The organism is Bacillus sp. UMB0893 (assembly GCF_002858905.1).
Classification (GTDB): domain Bacteria; phylum Bacillota; class Bacilli; order Bacillales; family Bacillaceae; genus Bacillus_P.
The window spans coordinates 185627-201140 of sequence record NZ_PKLB01000002.1; the positions used below are offsets into that span (position 1 = coordinate 185627).

Genomic DNA, 15514 nt, shown 5'->3' on the forward strand with positions numbered 1-15514 from the left:
GTCAGCAGTTCTAATCCTGAAAATTTTTGAAACCAACTTATTATAACACTATTTCCATAAATGCATTCGTTTGCTGACGATTTGGTTTGCCAATTCTTCAATTTTACTTAGTGAATCATTTGTTAAAGAGCCGCCTAAACCAACTGCAAAAGCTCCATGATTCCAGGGAATTTAAAGCAATTCGTTCGCTTTTTGCATAGATGGCAACATCATCACTTCACCTAGGACTAAGGGAGTGACTTTGCAACCGTAATTTTAATAAGGCTGCAAAAAGGTCAGCAGCCTCATTAAAATACCCTACTGAATAATGATAGTTATGCTCTTTTCAGGTTTACCCCTTACTTCCCATGTCAGGTTGTTCACTCCTTCTTTAACGTATGGAGACAAATCTGTCTTAGATGTGTCAGACGGCGGGATCATCATCTTTTTTTGATTTAAATCAACACTGATTGGCTGATTAGCATGACCCGAAGCAAGTAAGTGAACGGCTTTATCGTTTGACTTAAATGGCAGTGTCTCACTCACAGGCTTTCCATGATTATCTGACACAGTTTTAAAGGCTGCCAGTTCTAAAATGACATGATCACCGTCTTGCTTGAAATTCACTTTAGTTCCATTTACCAATACTTCTTCCACTTGTTCAGCTTTAACTATCAATACGGCATCATGTAGTAATTCTTCTGAATCCATTGTGAGAGTTAATGTTTGATTGCTAACTGCAGATTGAATCTTCTCGCCCAAGATGATCTTTTTGCCAATCGATGATGTAGCTTTAGCGCTTATTAAATCGCCTATTTCAGCTTTAGGATTGTAATAGAAGTGATCAGAATGTTCTGGTGTATCGACTCTTACACCATTTTCACCTTCTTTTACGGCTTTTACTTTTTTTGCTTCCTGGGTAAATGGCTGCAGGACGGTGACGAAACGGGCTTCTTTTCCTGATTTTCGCTGCAGAACCATTGGGATCTTATTATTTGGTTTAATAGACGGTCCGGATGCATCAGCAACAACCATTTCCCTTTCTCCGAATGGCAATGAAATCACATAAAGGCCGGATTGCATTTGATTCCAGGCTCCTTCCCAGCTTTCAATGAGACCAGAGCTTTTTGGGTTTAATATATGCTGATATCCATCGATGCTGCCCAGTTTTTCTTCACGATTGACAAGAGGCTGATTTGTTGCAAAGCTACCCAAACCATGCAATGTCCAATCGTATTGATGAGGCTGAATAGGATCAGCAACGTCAAACCAGTCAATAATATACTCTTCATCTACCCAAACCGTTCGTTCATAGCTGACTCCAGAGTAGGTTTTATCTGCTGTTCCAGTCATCATCTTGAAATTCGGCAAGTCGATGAACCTCTTAAGTTCACCTTGAACCTCAGCCTGAGATTTCCCATCAACTGTTATCGTATTATGACTGATGGTTTGTTTGTACCAATCTCTATATAGGATGTTTCCATAAGAAGGAGTGCCAAAATCAGGTGCCAGGATTGAATTTTGTCCGTATATATCAAGGTGAAGTTTATCGGGATGTCCATGTGATCCACCGTATGGACCGTAATCCATCAGCACATAATTTTGATTTGGATATGTTCCTGATCGTAATATACTGTATCCTACATTTTTAAAGTTTTTGCTGACAATGTCTTGAACAGGATAACGGGAAATTTCTTCCATACCATGAAAGAGGGCATAATCACCTTCACGCGGTACTTTTGCATACCTTTCATTTAAGAGCCAGCCATACATCGGGTCATCATAATAGGCAAAAGCCGCTTCGTACTCATAATCTCCACGCTCAGAAACTGGATCCACAAGGGAACTTCCATATCCTCCGCCATCATTGTTAAATGGTAAGGTGAAGTTCGGATATGCGTAACTAAACGGCATATCAAACATCTTTTTGAAGCTTGGATTGGAGTATAAGTCATATCCCCAGTTTTTTGCCCCTTCTGCAAGGTAATTCAATGCACGCAGGGTATAAATATGGTAAGCAATAGATCCTTCCCACCAAAAACCATCCTCTAATACGCTTGTATCCATGTGATAATGAAATCCATGTTCTCCGTTTATCGCAAATTCCATCAATTCTTTATCACCTAAAACAAAACCGATCATGCCGATAGCCGTGTTATGCCATGCTTGCCAATTGGAACGTCCCATGTCATATTCACTGATTGTGACTGCCGAAGGACGCAGTAAATTCAATTCGATATTGGCTTTTTGCTGATCGGTCAGAGATCCGCTGTTGTAAAGCAAATCATAGGAATAACTGATATCGACCAAGTTTACGGCTTCATCGAGCGTTTGCCAGTGCAATCTGCCGCCTCGTGTCTGCTTTTCCCAGTTAGGATATAAATTCGCATATTGAAGAAGAATAGAGGCCGCTTCATCAGAGTATTTTGGGTCATCGCTTAAGGCATAGGCTACCGATAATACCTTAATTGCCCGGACAAGTTCGTTATGACGGTAATAGCGCCATCCGGCATCATAGGATTCACCTGTATAGTAGGTGTCTTCAGTTGGACAGTAGTGACGATGCGGGCTGTCTGCATTATATTGCAGTCGTTCGCCATCATTGCAAAGAAACCACATGCCATGACCGCCGCTTTCAGATAAAACAGATGTGTTTTTGGTAAGCCAGCCGTCTGCTTCTTTTTTGATTTTCTGCCAATATACCGCTGCCCAATCCTTTGTTTTTATTCGTTCTTTTGCGCGCTGCAGCTGCTCAGAGCCGATAAATGATTTTGGGTGAGTATGAGAGGATTGTTGCCATTCTGTCACTTTATAGGCTAATTTCACCTCGAAATTAGCATCGAGCTGAAGTCTTGAAGCAATTGGAATCGTCATCTCTTTTTCATCACCAATCTCCGCATCCTCTCTTACCTTCACAGTAAAGGTAACAATCTTTGTCTCACTGGTCTTTATTTCTCCGGATGGTTCATCGACTGAAACATAATCCTGCATTTCAGTTGGTATATCAATCGTATATTGGTCGGTTTGGGATGATTTGTTCGTTATTTTGACTTTATATTCAGCACTCATCCCGGGAGGAAGTTTTTTTTCAACTTGCTTAGGACTTACTTGGAAAACTTCCTGAACAAGCTTTAAGTCATCAAAATAAAGAACCGTTTCTGGATTTGGCGGCTGATCCGCATACCACTGTGAATGAAACTTGAGCTGTTGAATATGTTCCCAGCCAAGCGGCTGCCTGGATGGTGCAAAGCTTGAGCGGGGGATGTTGACCTGCTTCCATCCTGTCCAGTCGATGGAAATGCTTGAAAGGTAATAATCGAGTCCAGAAGTTGCCGGGTTATCAGAATCCAAAATGACATAAATGGGAGTACCTGTTGCTTTTTCTGAATAAAGCCATAAACTCATGTAATCATATTGGCTCCAATTAGCGGGTATTGCAGTTGTTTGAACGTTTTTCTTCGTATTGATTCCTTCCCATTTTCCTGAGTATAGACCTTTTTTGACATGAGTTTGACTGGCGGTAATGGATGTCCATTTACCTGCATCTTCAAATCCGTCAATTGGAAGGACAGAAACTTGTGATAATTTATTAATGGTTAATTGATCAAGGATGAGTTCTGTATCTTGATTGGGGGTCTCCTGCTGCCATGAGGTATGAAAACGAATGGAATCAATTTTAGAGTATCCTGCAGGAGAATAGGCTGCTTTAAACATATAGTAAGGAATTGTGATTTCCTTCCATCCTTCCCAATCGACATGAAACGATGAAAGGTAGTAATCGCTTTTATCTGTCCCTGCATTGTCTGAATTTAAGATGACGTAAATCTTATCATTTGTGGCTTTTTTTGAATACACCCACACACTGAGAGCTTCATACTGGCTCCAGTCATGCTGTATGGAAAGATTGTCAACCGCTTTGCTGTACTTATTAGTGACTGGATTATAAATATCCCAGAGGCCAGCCCTAGTTCCTTGTTTGACAATTTCCTCTTCTGGTAAAAGCCCCCGCCAGTCTGTTAAACTCTCAAAATCACTGATGCTCTGCTGATCTGGACTCTCTTCAGCAAATGAAATTGGGATTGCATTCCATGGAAACAGCGTAAATGTCAACACAAATAAACATAAATAAATGATCCCTTTCTTTTTCATACGAAACCCCTTTTCCCCTAATTCCAAATAGGAACTTCTCTTTATTTCCAGACATTCTTATTGGATATACTTCAGGGGAAAAGGAATGTTTATTATGAAGAATAGAATGCCGTATGTTTAATGAGGCATGATCAGATGTCCTCTTGCTTCATTCATTTTTTCATCAGACTAACGTCTATTAATGAAAATTGGATTGCATTATTTCAACGTTTGCATCTCTACCATTTCCATATCTTCAAACGTATAATTTTCACCAGCCATTGCCCAGATAAACGTATAATTGCTTGTGCCTATTCCTGAGTGAATCGACCAGCTTGGCGAAATAACAGCGTTTTGATTGCTGATGATGAGATGTCTTGTTTCATCTGGCTCACCCATAAAATGAAAAACTCTCGTTTCTTCCTTCATATCAAAATATAAATAGACTTCAGATCTTCTGTCATGAATGTGAGCAGGCATCGTATTCCACATGTTATTTGGTTCTAAAAGTGTCATCCCCATCATAAGCTGACAGCTCCCAATTCCATCACCATGAATATACTTGTAAATTGTTCGTTTATTCGATTGGCTGTCATCCCCTAAGCGGACAGGTGTGGCCTCCTCGATTCCTGCCTTTTTAGTTGGATAAGGCTGATGGGCTAATGTAGAGATAAAATAAAAGATAGCTGGATCAGCGTTATTTTTGCTTTCAAATGTAATCTCTTTTTTTCCAAGTCCAATATAGAGACAATCTTTCTTGCTTAATAAATATTCTTCACCATCGATTTTAATTATGCCTTCTGCACCGATATTAATAATCCCGATTTCCCGTCTTTCAAGAAAATAAGCGGTTTTTAATGATGCTTCAGCTTCTAGCTTTAATGATCCATCTGCTGGAATAGCTCCTCCGATGATCATACGATCGTGGTGACTGTATACCATTTTCACTTCATTTGTTTCAAATAAATTTTCAATAAGAAAATTTTCTCTTAATTCATTTGTTGTATATTTTTTTGATTCAGTAGGATTCGTTGCGTGTCTGATTTCCATTCTTATTCCTCCCTAGGTTTAATAACTCATCCATCCGCCGTCCACACATAAAATGTGACCGTTTACATAATTTGAAGCATCTGATGCTAAAAACACTGCCGGCCCAACTAAATCCTTGGGAGTTCCCCATCTGGCGAGAGGTATTCGAGATAAAATGGATGTGCTTCTTGCTTCATCTTCACGGAGAGCCTCTGTATTATCAGTCGCCATATATCCAGGAGCGATTGCATTTACACATATCCCTTTCCCTCCCCATTCATTTGCCAGGGCTTTCGTAAGTCCGGCAACTCCATGTTTGCTGGCAGTGTAGGCAGGTACTCTAATACCTCCCTGAAAGGAGAGCATGGATGCAATGTTGATTATTTTTCCGCTTCCCTTCTGAAGCATGTGGCTGCCGACTACAGAAGATATCTCAAATAAAGAGTTTAAGTTTACTTGCATCACATCATTCCAATCTTTCATTGTATATTCTTCAGCATTTGAGCGGCGGATGATGCCTGAACTGTTGATCAGAATGTCGATTGAATCTGAAAATTGAATGGCCTTAGCTAAGATGTTTTCAGCTCCTCCAGATTCTGACAGATCTGCCTGAATGCCAAAAAATTGTTTGCCTATTCTTTCAACGGCTTCTTTTGTTGATGTCATATCACTGACACCAGCACCTATTACCGCAGCGCCTGCTTTTGCAAGTCCAATGGCCATTCCTTGCCCTAAGCCTCTGCTTACCCCGGTAATAAGAGCAGTTTTGCCTTCAAGTGAAAAGCTCTTTCTCAAATCTTCATTCATGTAATCTCCCTTTCTTCCTCTTTTTGTACGTTTATGTTCGTTTTAGTCATAATATCACACAAAAACATACACAACAATAAGTTATCTGAAAATTAAGTACTATTTTTTTGTAAAAAAAAAACAGCTATGATGGCTGCTTTCATTTTTTAATCTGCTAAAATAAGATCAGTATCAAGATCCTTTATTTCATTTATAAAATGAGGATTCAGCTTGATATCTGAAATGATGAGATCTACATCTGATAGGTCAGCAAACTTTATTAATGCGTTCTGTCCAAACTTTGTATGATCGGCAAGCAATGTAATCCGGCTGGCAGCGTTAATAATACTCTTTTTATAATCGGCCTGAAGGCGATTAAATACGCTTAATCCATGTCTACAATCAATCCCGGTTGTCCCTAAAAACAGATGACTGACTCGAATTTTCTGCAGTGCATCGGAAGCCAATGGCCCATATAGCGAGGAAGTATTTCCAATCTGATAACCTCCCAGCATAATGAGATCGACCTTTTCTTTGAAAATGAGGATATTCGCAATTTTCACATCGTTAGTCACAACCGTTACTTTAAAATCACCCAGCATTTCAGCCAGCTGACGAATGGTGCTTCCGCCATCAAGAAAAATGGTTTCCTCTTCTGAAAGCAGCTCGATTGCTTTTTTTGCGATAGAAGTTTTCTCATTCACATATTTGGATTGTCTTTCAGCAATGGGAAGAATGCTGCCGCCTCCAGGCGAAACTGCTCCGCCATGAATGCGTTTAAGCATCCCTTTTTGCTCCAGACTTATCAAATCAGCTCGAATTGTTTTTTCGGTTACGTGAAAAGCATCACTTAAATCTGCTACCTTTACCGCTTTTAATTTATCCAGATATTCTAAGATTTTCTCATGTCGTTCGATGGACAGCATGTGGTGCTCCTTTCTTATGTTGCCTATAATCCTTATATCATTCCATACGCTGTTTGTTTTTCCTGCATTACACAGCCGTTGATTTTTTTATAATCTCTCTTTTTTTTCTCTAAACACCAATAAAAAGTAAAGAGCACCAGCCATAATGGGTTGGCAATGCCCTTCATTTCATCAGGCACTTTGTTCATCATTAATGACATTTGAATAGGGTTTCCTGCATTCATTAATGCCTGACTAAATAAAAAGCCTATTACAGCCAAATAAATATTTGTCGTAAATCCAGTTAGCTCATAAAAGTATTTCGCCTAACTAATATTTCGTCTTCTTAAATAATAAGGTATCTTTTCGAAATTAAACACTATTTTTTTCAATATTTATACAATAAAAAAACATGTGGCTGCGCCACATGTTCTAAGTTAGAAAGCTTCTAAAAACGCATTATTTATAAAACACTTTGTCCACATTATATTTAGCCTGAAGCTCATTAATAATGTAAGTCTCGTAAATTTCACGATCGACTGCATTTTCAACGATACATACTGCAATTTCATGCACTTCATCGCGGTGATCTTTGATGGCAGACACGTTATCTTCAAAATGTTTTTTAATGCGCTGTCTTAGTTTACGTGCTTTTCCTACAAACAAAAGCTCATCATTAATATTGTAAAACATAAAAATTCCGCCTTTATCGCGGGGAATTCTGTTGTAATCCGTAAATCCATATTCGCTGCTGAGAGGAGCTTCAACTGGCTGTCCTTTTACTGGGTTTCTAGTCAGAACAACATCTGCTCTTGGTATTTCAATTTTAATCATGACATATCACTTCCTGTTTTATATGACTTGTTCTTGGTTAACGATTCACATCAAAAATGAACTTATGTATTATCTCATACGTATATCTGCTAATGCTACCATATCTTTTAAAAAGAGGCTTCAATAGATTAATTTGTTTTCCTCAATAAGGTATACATGCTTATTTTTTTCTGCTAATAACACATTCTCCCCCATTTGGATTCTTTCATAAACAAACGCTGACACTGGCAAGAGTGAACCTGATGATAATTTAATGTGGTGGACAGAATGTGACATGACATTCATTCCTGAATCAACAACTACATTCTCATAAGTCTTCCCAACCACATAGCCTTTATGAGTTAAAAATGTTAATTCACTTTTTACAAATCCTGACCATGCAACATAGAGGAAAAAACCAGACATAAATATGATTACTATTCCGAAACGCTGTTTCAATTGTGATCACCTCTGTCTAGTTATATCCAATTTCATGCATGGCATAATAAAAAGCTGCAGAATTATTCCGCAGCTTTTTTCAATTTTATTTCCTTAACCTTTTGATGAAGCGCATCAGGCCACCATGCCCCGCAATCATCAGATACAATGCATGCTGCACATTTATCCAAGTCATATACCCTCATTCCAGTGATTGGAGGAGAATAGAGGTGTAGAGTTACTAAGTTAGTTCCTCCGCTGTCTGACATTTTATGCACGCCTTTTTTAGGTGCAAAAAACATCTTTCCTTTTTCTTGATGTTCCGTAAATAATTCTGATGGCAGTATATTTTCTTTTACCTCATAAATTGTATTTTGCGAAGTTCCGTTTATAACTTGGATCCAGCCATATGACTTCCCATGATCATGTGGAACACATTCGAGATCAGACCAATTCATGACAAGCAGCTCAAGCTTTTCATCCTTGTAAAGAAGTTTACGGTAATATGGTTTTTCGTGATCTGTTTTTAGTATGGGTTTAAGTTCTTCAAGCTGTATATTTAGTTTTTCTAAAGCTTTAAATAAGTCCGTTTTTGACGGAGATTTCACGCTGCCAAGAATTGATTGTATCCTATCACTTAACTTCAATATAAAGACCTCCTTAATGAAAGATCTGTGCAGCAGACACTTTAATAATTATATTCTGAGGTCTTATCCTTATGTTACAAATGTTCTAAATGAATTCCCTATATTTTTTAAGAATAAGTTCCAATATTTCCATTCTTTTTTCCATATCCGTTTTACTATTAATAAAAAAGAAAAGAAGAGGATCAATAGCACTCACCCTCTTCTTCTTTTCATATGCTATGATAGGTATAGAAACGATACATAGTAAGGAGCTTTTACTCATGAATTCAAAAGAAACACAAGAGCAAATCATCCGCAATTATCAGCGGGACGAGCAAATGATGATCCTTGTCTTTGCTCAATGGTGCATCAATCACGACCTTAATCCGGCTGAGCTCTACATACGCGCATACCCTGATCAATCAGCTAATCATGAATTAAAGCAAGCAATTGAATTAACTGTTCCTAAAGATGAGGCTGGAGAGATTTCAAATGAAACCCTCCTTGGTGTATTATCCCTTTTCGGCAATGATGATCTTGCGTTTGTTGTAACTGAAGAGATTTCAAAAAGCAATAGGTAACAATCATGGATTTTTTTCATACCTAAATCAAAAACCAACGATTTTCGTTGGTTTTTGTCGTTCACTTTGTATCAAGGGATTGTTCTTTTTCTCTTTTAGGTTTGGTAATCGAATACTCTTTATATGATCCACCCTTTGATATTAGATTGAAAATAAAATCTTTTATATATTTGAAATGGTCTTCCACTTTTTCAGCAAGATAGGAAACTCTCTCAAAAACTACGGTTTTCAAATGGTCCAAATCTCTCGAGACCTTTTCTGTTAAAGCTTCTTGATGACTGATTCTCTCCATCACGCTTTGATGAAATACTTCCTGCATTTGAAGCTTTTCATTAATTTGTTCTTCCAGTTCAACGTGCAAATCAAGCTGACCTGCCATTGTTTCCTGCAATCCTTCGTAACTTTTAAATCTGCCAGCAAGATCTCTTATGGATTGATCCTGCAATGTTAGCTGATCGATAATCGCCTGGCTGATGTGATCTTCATTCTGTATTTTCTTCAAAACGTCAGTGTTTAATTTTTCTAAAGCTGTTAAACGCTCACTCATCATTTTTGAAAAAGTCTGCTGTGTTTCTATATTTGTCAGCAGAGGTGTTGTGACAGCTTCCTGTTTTTCTAATTGATTATAAATAGAATTAAATTGCTGTGTTTGCTCAGATCTGGATTCCTGAAGCACATTGTTTACGTTCATAGCTGCATTTGAAAGTTCAGTATTTACAAACTGCTGGTTCTTTATGAATTCTTGCATGTAGTTAACGCGAAGAAATGTTTGGTTAGAAGAACTCATTTCAACTGGAATCGTGATGTAAGCTTTTGAATTGAAATTTTCGGACACGCTTTTCCTCCTTTCTTCCCTTTCAGTACGATCATTATAGTCTATGTGTGGGTGTTTTCTGCGTGCTCTAATTCCATTTTCAATTAGGCTATAAAAAGAAAAAATCCTGACTCATTTGAGCAAGGATTTAATTTTATTATTCAAATGTGTTTTTATTTCTTTTTCAAGTATCTTGGTTCGAATAAACGCTTTGAAGTCTTTTTTTGACTTACCGGATTTTTTTGCAGTTTCAAGCAAGAAAGCCAGCTCTTCGTTTGATATTGGGTGTTTCACATTGATCCCCCCAAAGCGGATTAGTATTAGAATATTCGTTTTTAAGAACAGGTTTTTGAGGGTGGATATTAAACAAAAGATTACAGGACATAATAAGGACGGAGGTGAATGGAATGAGCAGTAAATTTACAGGATCAAATCGTGGGAAAGCAGCACCAAGTGTGAATCCTCAAGGACAGGGAAAAGATACTGAGTTTTCATCTGAACCAAAAAGTGTGCTTGAGAATAGAGCGAAAAAATCCAATACAAAAATTTAGATGCTGATTATGCCTTTCACGGGCTATCATTATTTCTGTTTGTAATGCAGGGATTCGAATTGGTTAGCCAAAAGGGTTCAGGCTTCTAAAACATCAACTTAAAAAGCCTCTCTTATCATAACAAGAGAGGCTTTAATCAGTTCTTGAAATTCGGTTCAGGGGCAGCGATTCTTTTTTTCTGATATTTAACGATCCATAAACCGATAAAAATAATGAAACCCCCAACAATCTGCTGAAGATAAATATGTTCATCAATCCATATAGCAGCAAAGATCACGGCAGTTAACGGTGTTAAATACATATAAACCATCGTATTTGTTGAACCAATTTTTTGAATGCCAATATACCACACAACAAGACCAAATACTGTAACAAAAAACACTGAATAAAGCAAAGAAAACCATGTTACTGGCTGGAGCGTAAAAGCTGTAAAAAACACCTCTGTTCCGCTTAAAACAACGAGGGGTAAAGCTCCAATCACAGCAGACCATGCCGTAACTCTTAGCGGAGTATATTTCTTTATAAGCGGATTTGCTAAAATCGGATACAATCCCCAGCACATCGATGTCAATACACCAATAATACTGCCAACTATGATTTGCTGAGATTGACCTGCATGATCACCTGCAAGGAGAACGATTGCAGCCCCAATAAAAGCAGTAAATGACCCGATTAATTTTTGAAAAGAGAATTTTTCTTGTCTAAATAATAAAGCAAACATTGTTGTGAAAATAGGTGATACTGAAATGATTAAAGATGCATTTGCAGCAGAAATATATTTTATCATTTCCATAAACAATGTTTGATAAAGCGTGATGCCTACCATGGCTGTAAGCGTTAGTCGCATGAAGTCTTTCCGATCGATTTTGAGTGATTGTTCGATCCAGTATGTAATTAAAAGTAAGATTGGCGCAGCGATTACCATACGCATCGCTGTAAAATCAATGGATGTCAGTTCAGCAACACCATACTTGCCAATTGTATAATTAATTCCCCAGATTGTTACCACAGCCACCAATAAGAGTTCAATTCCCCATCTCTTCATGTGTGTCTCCCAAGTTTTTTATTTGCTGAAGTTATTCAGAGAGCTGTGTATTTATCACCTTTCCTTTTGTAATGGCTGCCAGTTTATCAAAAGTTATAGGCAATGCTGAATGAGCTGTTCCGGCAGCTGTATAGACAGTATCAAAGCGGTTCATCGATCTATCTAAATAAATTGGGACTTCTTTGTTTAAAGCAAAAGGACAAACTCCACCGATTTTATAGCCTGTTATAAGTTCCACCTCTTCAGGGGCTGCAAGCTTCGGTTTTCCAGGACCAAGAAGAAATTTAACTTGCTTTTGATTCATACGGACATCACCGGCGGTAACGAATAATCCAAAATTGTCATTCACTTTAAAAAGAATCGATTTTGCAATTTGTGCACTCTCAACACCAAGTGCTCTTGCAGCTTCCTCGACGGTGTTCGTTTTTTCTTCAAATTCAATTGGTTCCAAAGAGCTGTCAAATTTTTTTACATATTCACGAACACGATTAACTGTCATTTATGATCCCCACAATCTACAAAAATAATTTAAATATTACCAAATTTTAAAATAGATTCATAATTATTTCAAGAAATACATTTCAGGAAGGAATTGTTAGCTTTAGAAACACAAAATAAACAGAAGCTATAACTGTTCTCAGGAAATAAATTTTAGAAACAGGTGATCTTGAAATGAAAAATAATATTCAATTACTTCCTATTGTTGCTTCAATTGGCATTGGTGCGGCTGCTTATAGTATGATGACAGGCCGCGGCGGACAGCTTCAGAATATGATGCCGCAATTAACTGGAATGAATATGAGCAATCAAAGCGGAAACAATCAAAATTCTGGGCAGCCGGAAAATCAACAATAATTTTTAGTTTATTATGCCGGGGGAATACCATAAAGGATTCCCCCGACTGAAATGAAGGAGGACCAATATGGAAATACATTTAACAAATATGTTAAATAAAGCAAAAATGAATTTTATCCAGGCTTCTGCATATGTAAAAGAACGAATCTATTCTCTTACAGGAACTCCTACGGCTACAATTGAACAATTAGCTGCATATATCCAATACCATCCTGATACAAAAAAAAGCACTAAGAACCTCTTAGGATTTGCTTATTCGTTTTATTCGCTAGACCAAGGCGATGTTCATTACAAACTGGAAACTAAGGATTCCGACATTTTACAGTTGGATGTCCTTACTTTAGACCATCATATTGTTTCTTACAGGTCATATCGTGATCACAATAAACTGAAATCACCCATTCGATTTTTTAAACTAACCATATAAAAAATAGAGCTAAATGTTCGTTTAGCTCTACCTCAATTGTATTACTATTTTTGTTTCACGATCAGTTTTATTTCTTCTGTCAGGATGTCATAAAGATTATCAGATACAGCAGAATTTCTAATACCTTTAAGATCTTCAAGCTGATCAATCATATCTTTTGCTTCCGCCAAATAAGAGATTGCTTCATTCATTTTATCTTTATAGGCTTTAGTTGTTCTTTCGACATCTGCAGCAAATTTTTCATCGGTACCAGGTATTATGCAGGTTTCATACATATCAATAATTTCATCTGTTTCACGTTCAGGGTCATATTCATGTGGGGCTGTACTATCAAATATTGCTATGCCTTTCTCCCGAAGGATGACCATGTCTAAACTGTTTGGATCAAATCCACAATGGTAAATCTCAACATCGTATCCCTTTTCTTCTCCAGCAGCTGCAATCTTCCTCAGCATGGTTGATTTCCCTGAGCCTGCTCTGCCTTTAATAAAATAACGTTTCCCGATATCCTCAGTTAAATTTTGAATATAGTCAACTGCGCCTTTTGGAGTAGCAGCACCTAGAAAACGATGTTTTACATTTGAAGTTTTTTCAGCTGTTTCCTCTCCAAAAAAAAGATCAATCAGTTCATTTGTCAATTCATTGGCTTTAGCAAAACTCATGTTTGCAATATAGATATCTTCAATATCATCATGTGCTTTAAGCGATTCAGCAAAAGATGTATATGCTTTTTGAAATTTTGAAGAAATGTCTTTTTTAAGCCTTTGGGTTTCATCATTATGTTCAGAAGAATATTCAGTGATCCTTTGATTTTCAAGAACGATTATTTGCAGGTTTTCACTTGCTGTATATTTGCGAATTTCTGGCACTGTATCGTCAATAATTCCAACACCGGCACCAGGGAAGATTACCCCTTCTATCCACTCATTGTTAGATGCACAATGTAAATATTCAATAGAATGTCCTTCTTTTCTTAATGTTTCCCCTAATGTATGCATGAATGCAGATTTATCTGATCGTAACCCTCCTTGAAGCAAAAACACACGATTCAAATCCTTGACTGCAGATTCATAAAGGCTAAAATACCCTTTGGCTGTATTTCCCCCTGCATAATAATGAAGCACTTTTCCGACCATCCAATCACTCTCTCCCTCTTTTCTGCTAACATATGTTTACTGTCAATAAGGGTGAATGCCCAGATAAAAAAGATAGGCTCTTTTCCTAAAGTTTGTTGCTTTTAGAAAAAATGGTTAAAACCTTTAGTGGATTGTAGCGGAAAGCAAGTGCCTGCAGCGAAAATCCACGGGTACAATTAATAATCTAAAACAATAGAAGAATCAATGCGAAAACAGCCAAAAGATAAAAAGCCTGCAGATTTTCTGCAAGCTTTTCTCAAGGCCTATACTTCATTGTCCATTCTCTTCTATTTCATTTACAAGCTTAAATAGAAAGCTGTAAATCAATTCAAGCGCAGCATGTAATGAGATGTTTTCATTGAATCCCTCTACTAAATCACAATCAAAATTCAAATCCCATAAGCCATCTTTATCGTTGAACAGTAATTGAAATTTTGTTGATTCACCATTAGCTTTTTCTTGTAGCAATTCTCTGATTATAGGGCCAAATATTTTTTTCTGTTTTAATCCAAGGAGTGATTTATAAGATCCAAACACATCGTCATGTTCAAGAGCAAGACCGTCGATTCTAATGATGTCAAACCAATCAGATTCAAGGTATAGAAACTCTTTTTTATTGGTTTTCACAAAACTTACTTTTTTCTGTAGAATTTCCTCTGGTTTTTCAACAGAAATCAATTCTTCCGTTTCCTTATCTACACGTTCAATATAAGAATTGTTAAAACGGGATAATGCTTCCTTCTCAGCTAAATTAACTTGTTCAGGCACCAGTTTATGTTGTTCTGCATAATCCTTTTCTTCTTTATAAATGCCAATCGGCTGATTATCAGGGTTATTGGCAAGTTCATTTTCAATATACGCTTTAATTGTTTTTTGAAGCATTTTCATTCCTCCAGTTTCTGCGGTAATTCTATTACCTATCATAACCTAACATAAAAATACTTCAAACATAATAAAGAACCCGAATTCCGGATTCTAAGGATTAAGAGTAGTTATCTTGTAGAGCTTTGTCCAATAATTTTTGACAACGATCCAGTTCTGCTTTCAGCTGCTTTTTGTATAGTTTTGCCTTCTCATAGTCTTCAAACTTGTAATAAACGACTTCCTGAAGCTTCATACCTTCTTTCTTTCGTTTCACTTGCTTTAAAACACCATCTTCAATCAATTCATGAAGTGATTTATAAACTTCAGAGTGGTTCGGCCTGTATCCATACCGTCTAAACTCATCCCGAAGCACATCAAGCAGCTTTAATCCATACAGTTTATCCTGTTCAGTCATCCGAATCATATAAAGCTTCAGGAAAGCTCTTTGTTTCAATAAAAATCCGCTGGCACTTCTCTTCTCTCCCATTACAAACATCTCCTTACTTGAAGATATTTTAATTGCATGATGTTCTAATA

At 37.3% G+C, this 15514-nt stretch carries 19 protein-coding genes; 4 read left to right on the forward strand and 15 right to left on the reverse strand.

Features of this window, described 5'->3' with window-relative positions; all coding sequences use genetic code 11:
* Positions 1 to 297: 297 nt before the first annotated feature.
* The 8 genes from CYJ36_RS06575 to CYJ36_RS06610 form a co-directional block, all read right to left on the reverse strand.
* Positions 298 to 4128: a heparinase II/III domain-containing protein gene (locus CYJ36_RS06575; RefSeq protein WP_101566054.1), complete on the reverse strand. Its 3831-nt coding sequence runs from the start codon at positions 4126 to 4128 to the stop codon at positions 298 to 300.
* A gap of 198 nt (positions 4129 to 4326) precedes the next feature.
* Positions 4327 to 5157 (reverse strand): 5-dehydro-4-deoxy-D-glucuronate isomerase, encoded by an 831-nt coding sequence (kduI, locus tag CYJ36_RS06580; protein ID WP_180850118.1) that lies wholly within the window; start codon positions 5155 to 5157, stop codon positions 4327 to 4329.
* An 18-nt stretch (positions 5158 to 5175) separates the two neighbouring features.
* Positions 5176 to 5943 carry a 2-dehydro-3-deoxy-D-gluconate 5-dehydrogenase KduD gene (gene kduD, locus CYJ36_RS06585; RefSeq protein WP_101566058.1) on the reverse strand — a complete coding sequence of 256 codons (768 nt, stop codon included), beginning with the start codon at positions 5941 to 5943 and terminating at the stop codon, positions 5176 to 5178.
* A 146-nt stretch (positions 5944 to 6089) separates the two neighbouring features.
* Positions 6090 to 6848 carry a DeoR/GlpR family DNA-binding transcription regulator gene (locus CYJ36_RS06590; RefSeq protein WP_101566060.1) on the reverse strand — a complete coding sequence of 253 codons (759 nt, stop codon included), beginning with the start codon at positions 6846 to 6848 and terminating at the stop codon, positions 6090 to 6092.
* A gap of 32 nt (positions 6849 to 6880) precedes the next feature.
* Complete coding sequence (locus CYJ36_RS24780) at positions 6881 to 7072, reverse strand: hypothetical protein (RefSeq protein WP_374702784.1); 192 nt, start codon at positions 7070 to 7072, stop codon at positions 6881 to 6883.
* A 214-nt stretch (positions 7073 to 7286) separates the two neighbouring features.
* Positions 7287 to 7661: a nucleotide excision repair endonuclease gene (locus tag CYJ36_RS06600; RefSeq protein WP_101566062.1), complete on the reverse strand. Its 375-nt coding sequence runs from the start codon at positions 7659 to 7661 to the stop codon at positions 7287 to 7289.
* Between the two features lie 120 nt (positions 7662 to 7781).
* Positions 7782 to 8099, reverse strand: coding sequence for a hypothetical protein (locus CYJ36_RS06605; RefSeq protein WP_101566063.1), 318 nt, complete (start codon positions 8097 to 8099; stop codon positions 7782 to 7784).
* A 62-nt stretch (positions 8100 to 8161) separates the two neighbouring features.
* Complete coding sequence (locus tag CYJ36_RS06610; RefSeq protein ID WP_101566065.1) at positions 8162 to 8725, reverse strand: cysteine dioxygenase; 564 nt, start codon at positions 8723 to 8725, stop codon at positions 8162 to 8164.
* Positions 8726 to 8985: 260 nt separating this feature from the next.
* On the opposite strand from CYJ36_RS06610, the gene CYJ36_RS06615 reads away from it, so the two are divergent.
* Positions 8986 to 9285: a hypothetical protein gene (locus tag CYJ36_RS06615; protein WP_101566067.1), complete on the forward strand. Its 300-nt coding sequence runs from the start codon at positions 8986 to 8988 to the stop codon at positions 9283 to 9285.
* A 61-nt stretch (positions 9286 to 9346) separates the two neighbouring features.
* On the opposite strand, the gene CYJ36_RS06620 is transcribed toward CYJ36_RS06615, so the two are convergent.
* The gene (locus CYJ36_RS06620) at positions 9347 to 10120 is read right to left on the reverse strand and encodes a hypothetical protein (protein ID WP_101566069.1); all 774 of its coding nucleotides are present in this window, start codon (positions 10118 to 10120) and stop codon (positions 9347 to 9349) included.
* A gap of 111 nt (positions 10121 to 10231) precedes the next feature.
* The gene (locus CYJ36_RS23565) at positions 10232 to 10393 is read right to left on the reverse strand and encodes a hypothetical protein (protein WP_180850120.1); all 162 of its coding nucleotides are present in this window, start codon (positions 10391 to 10393) and stop codon (positions 10232 to 10234) included.
* A 113-nt stretch (positions 10394 to 10506) separates the two neighbouring features.
* On the opposite strand from CYJ36_RS23565, the gene sspL reads away from it, so the two are divergent.
* A complete protein-coding gene (gene sspL, locus CYJ36_RS06625; RefSeq protein ID WP_101566071.1) occupies positions 10507 to 10650 on the forward strand; it encodes a small, acid-soluble spore protein L in 144 nt (47 codons plus the stop codon).
* A gap of 136 nt (positions 10651 to 10786) precedes the next feature.
* Here sspL and CYJ36_RS06630 read toward each other — a convergent pair whose 3' ends face one another.
* Both CYJ36_RS06630 and CYJ36_RS06635 read right to left on the reverse strand, forming a co-directional pair.
* Positions 10787 to 11695 carry a DMT family transporter gene (locus tag CYJ36_RS06630; protein ID WP_101566072.1) on the reverse strand — a complete coding sequence of 303 codons (909 nt, stop codon included), beginning with the start codon at positions 11693 to 11695 and terminating at the stop codon, positions 10787 to 10789.
* Between the two features lie 31 nt (positions 11696 to 11726).
* Positions 11727 to 12194, reverse strand: coding sequence for a YbaK/EbsC family protein (locus tag CYJ36_RS06635; protein ID WP_101566074.1), 468 nt, complete (start codon positions 12192 to 12194; stop codon positions 11727 to 11729).
* A 173-nt stretch (positions 12195 to 12367) separates the two neighbouring features.
* Here CYJ36_RS06635 and CYJ36_RS06640 point away from each other — a divergent pair, with 173 nt between their 5' ends.
* Both CYJ36_RS06640 and CYJ36_RS06645 read left to right on the forward strand, forming a co-directional pair.
* Positions 12368 to 12550, forward strand: coding sequence for a hypothetical protein (locus CYJ36_RS06640; protein WP_101566076.1), 183 nt, complete (start codon positions 12368 to 12370; stop codon positions 12548 to 12550).
* A 67-nt stretch (positions 12551 to 12617) separates the two neighbouring features.
* A complete protein-coding gene (locus CYJ36_RS06645) occupies positions 12618 to 12977 on the forward strand; it encodes a hypothetical protein (protein ID WP_101566078.1) in 360 nt (119 codons plus the stop codon).
* A gap of 44 nt (positions 12978 to 13021) precedes the next feature.
* Here the strand turns inward: CYJ36_RS06645 and CYJ36_RS06650 are convergent, their stop codons facing one another.
* The 3 genes from CYJ36_RS06650 to CYJ36_RS06660 form a co-directional block, all read right to left on the reverse strand.
* Positions 13022 to 14113, reverse strand: a complete 1092-nt coding sequence (locus tag CYJ36_RS06650; protein ID WP_101566080.1) for a PRK06851 family protein — start codon at positions 14111 to 14113, stop codon at positions 13022 to 13024.
* 270 nt (positions 14114 to 14383) lie between these two features.
* Entirely contained in the window at positions 14384 to 14995 is a 612-nt protein-coding gene (locus CYJ36_RS06655) for a hypothetical protein (protein WP_101566082.1), read from the reverse strand.
* Positions 14996 to 15095: 100 nt separating this feature from the next.
* The gene (locus CYJ36_RS06660) at positions 15096 to 15464 is read right to left on the reverse strand and encodes a helix-turn-helix transcriptional regulator (RefSeq protein WP_070877428.1); all 369 of its coding nucleotides are present in this window, start codon (positions 15462 to 15464) and stop codon (positions 15096 to 15098) included.
* Positions 15465 to 15514 lie beyond the last annotated feature (50 nt).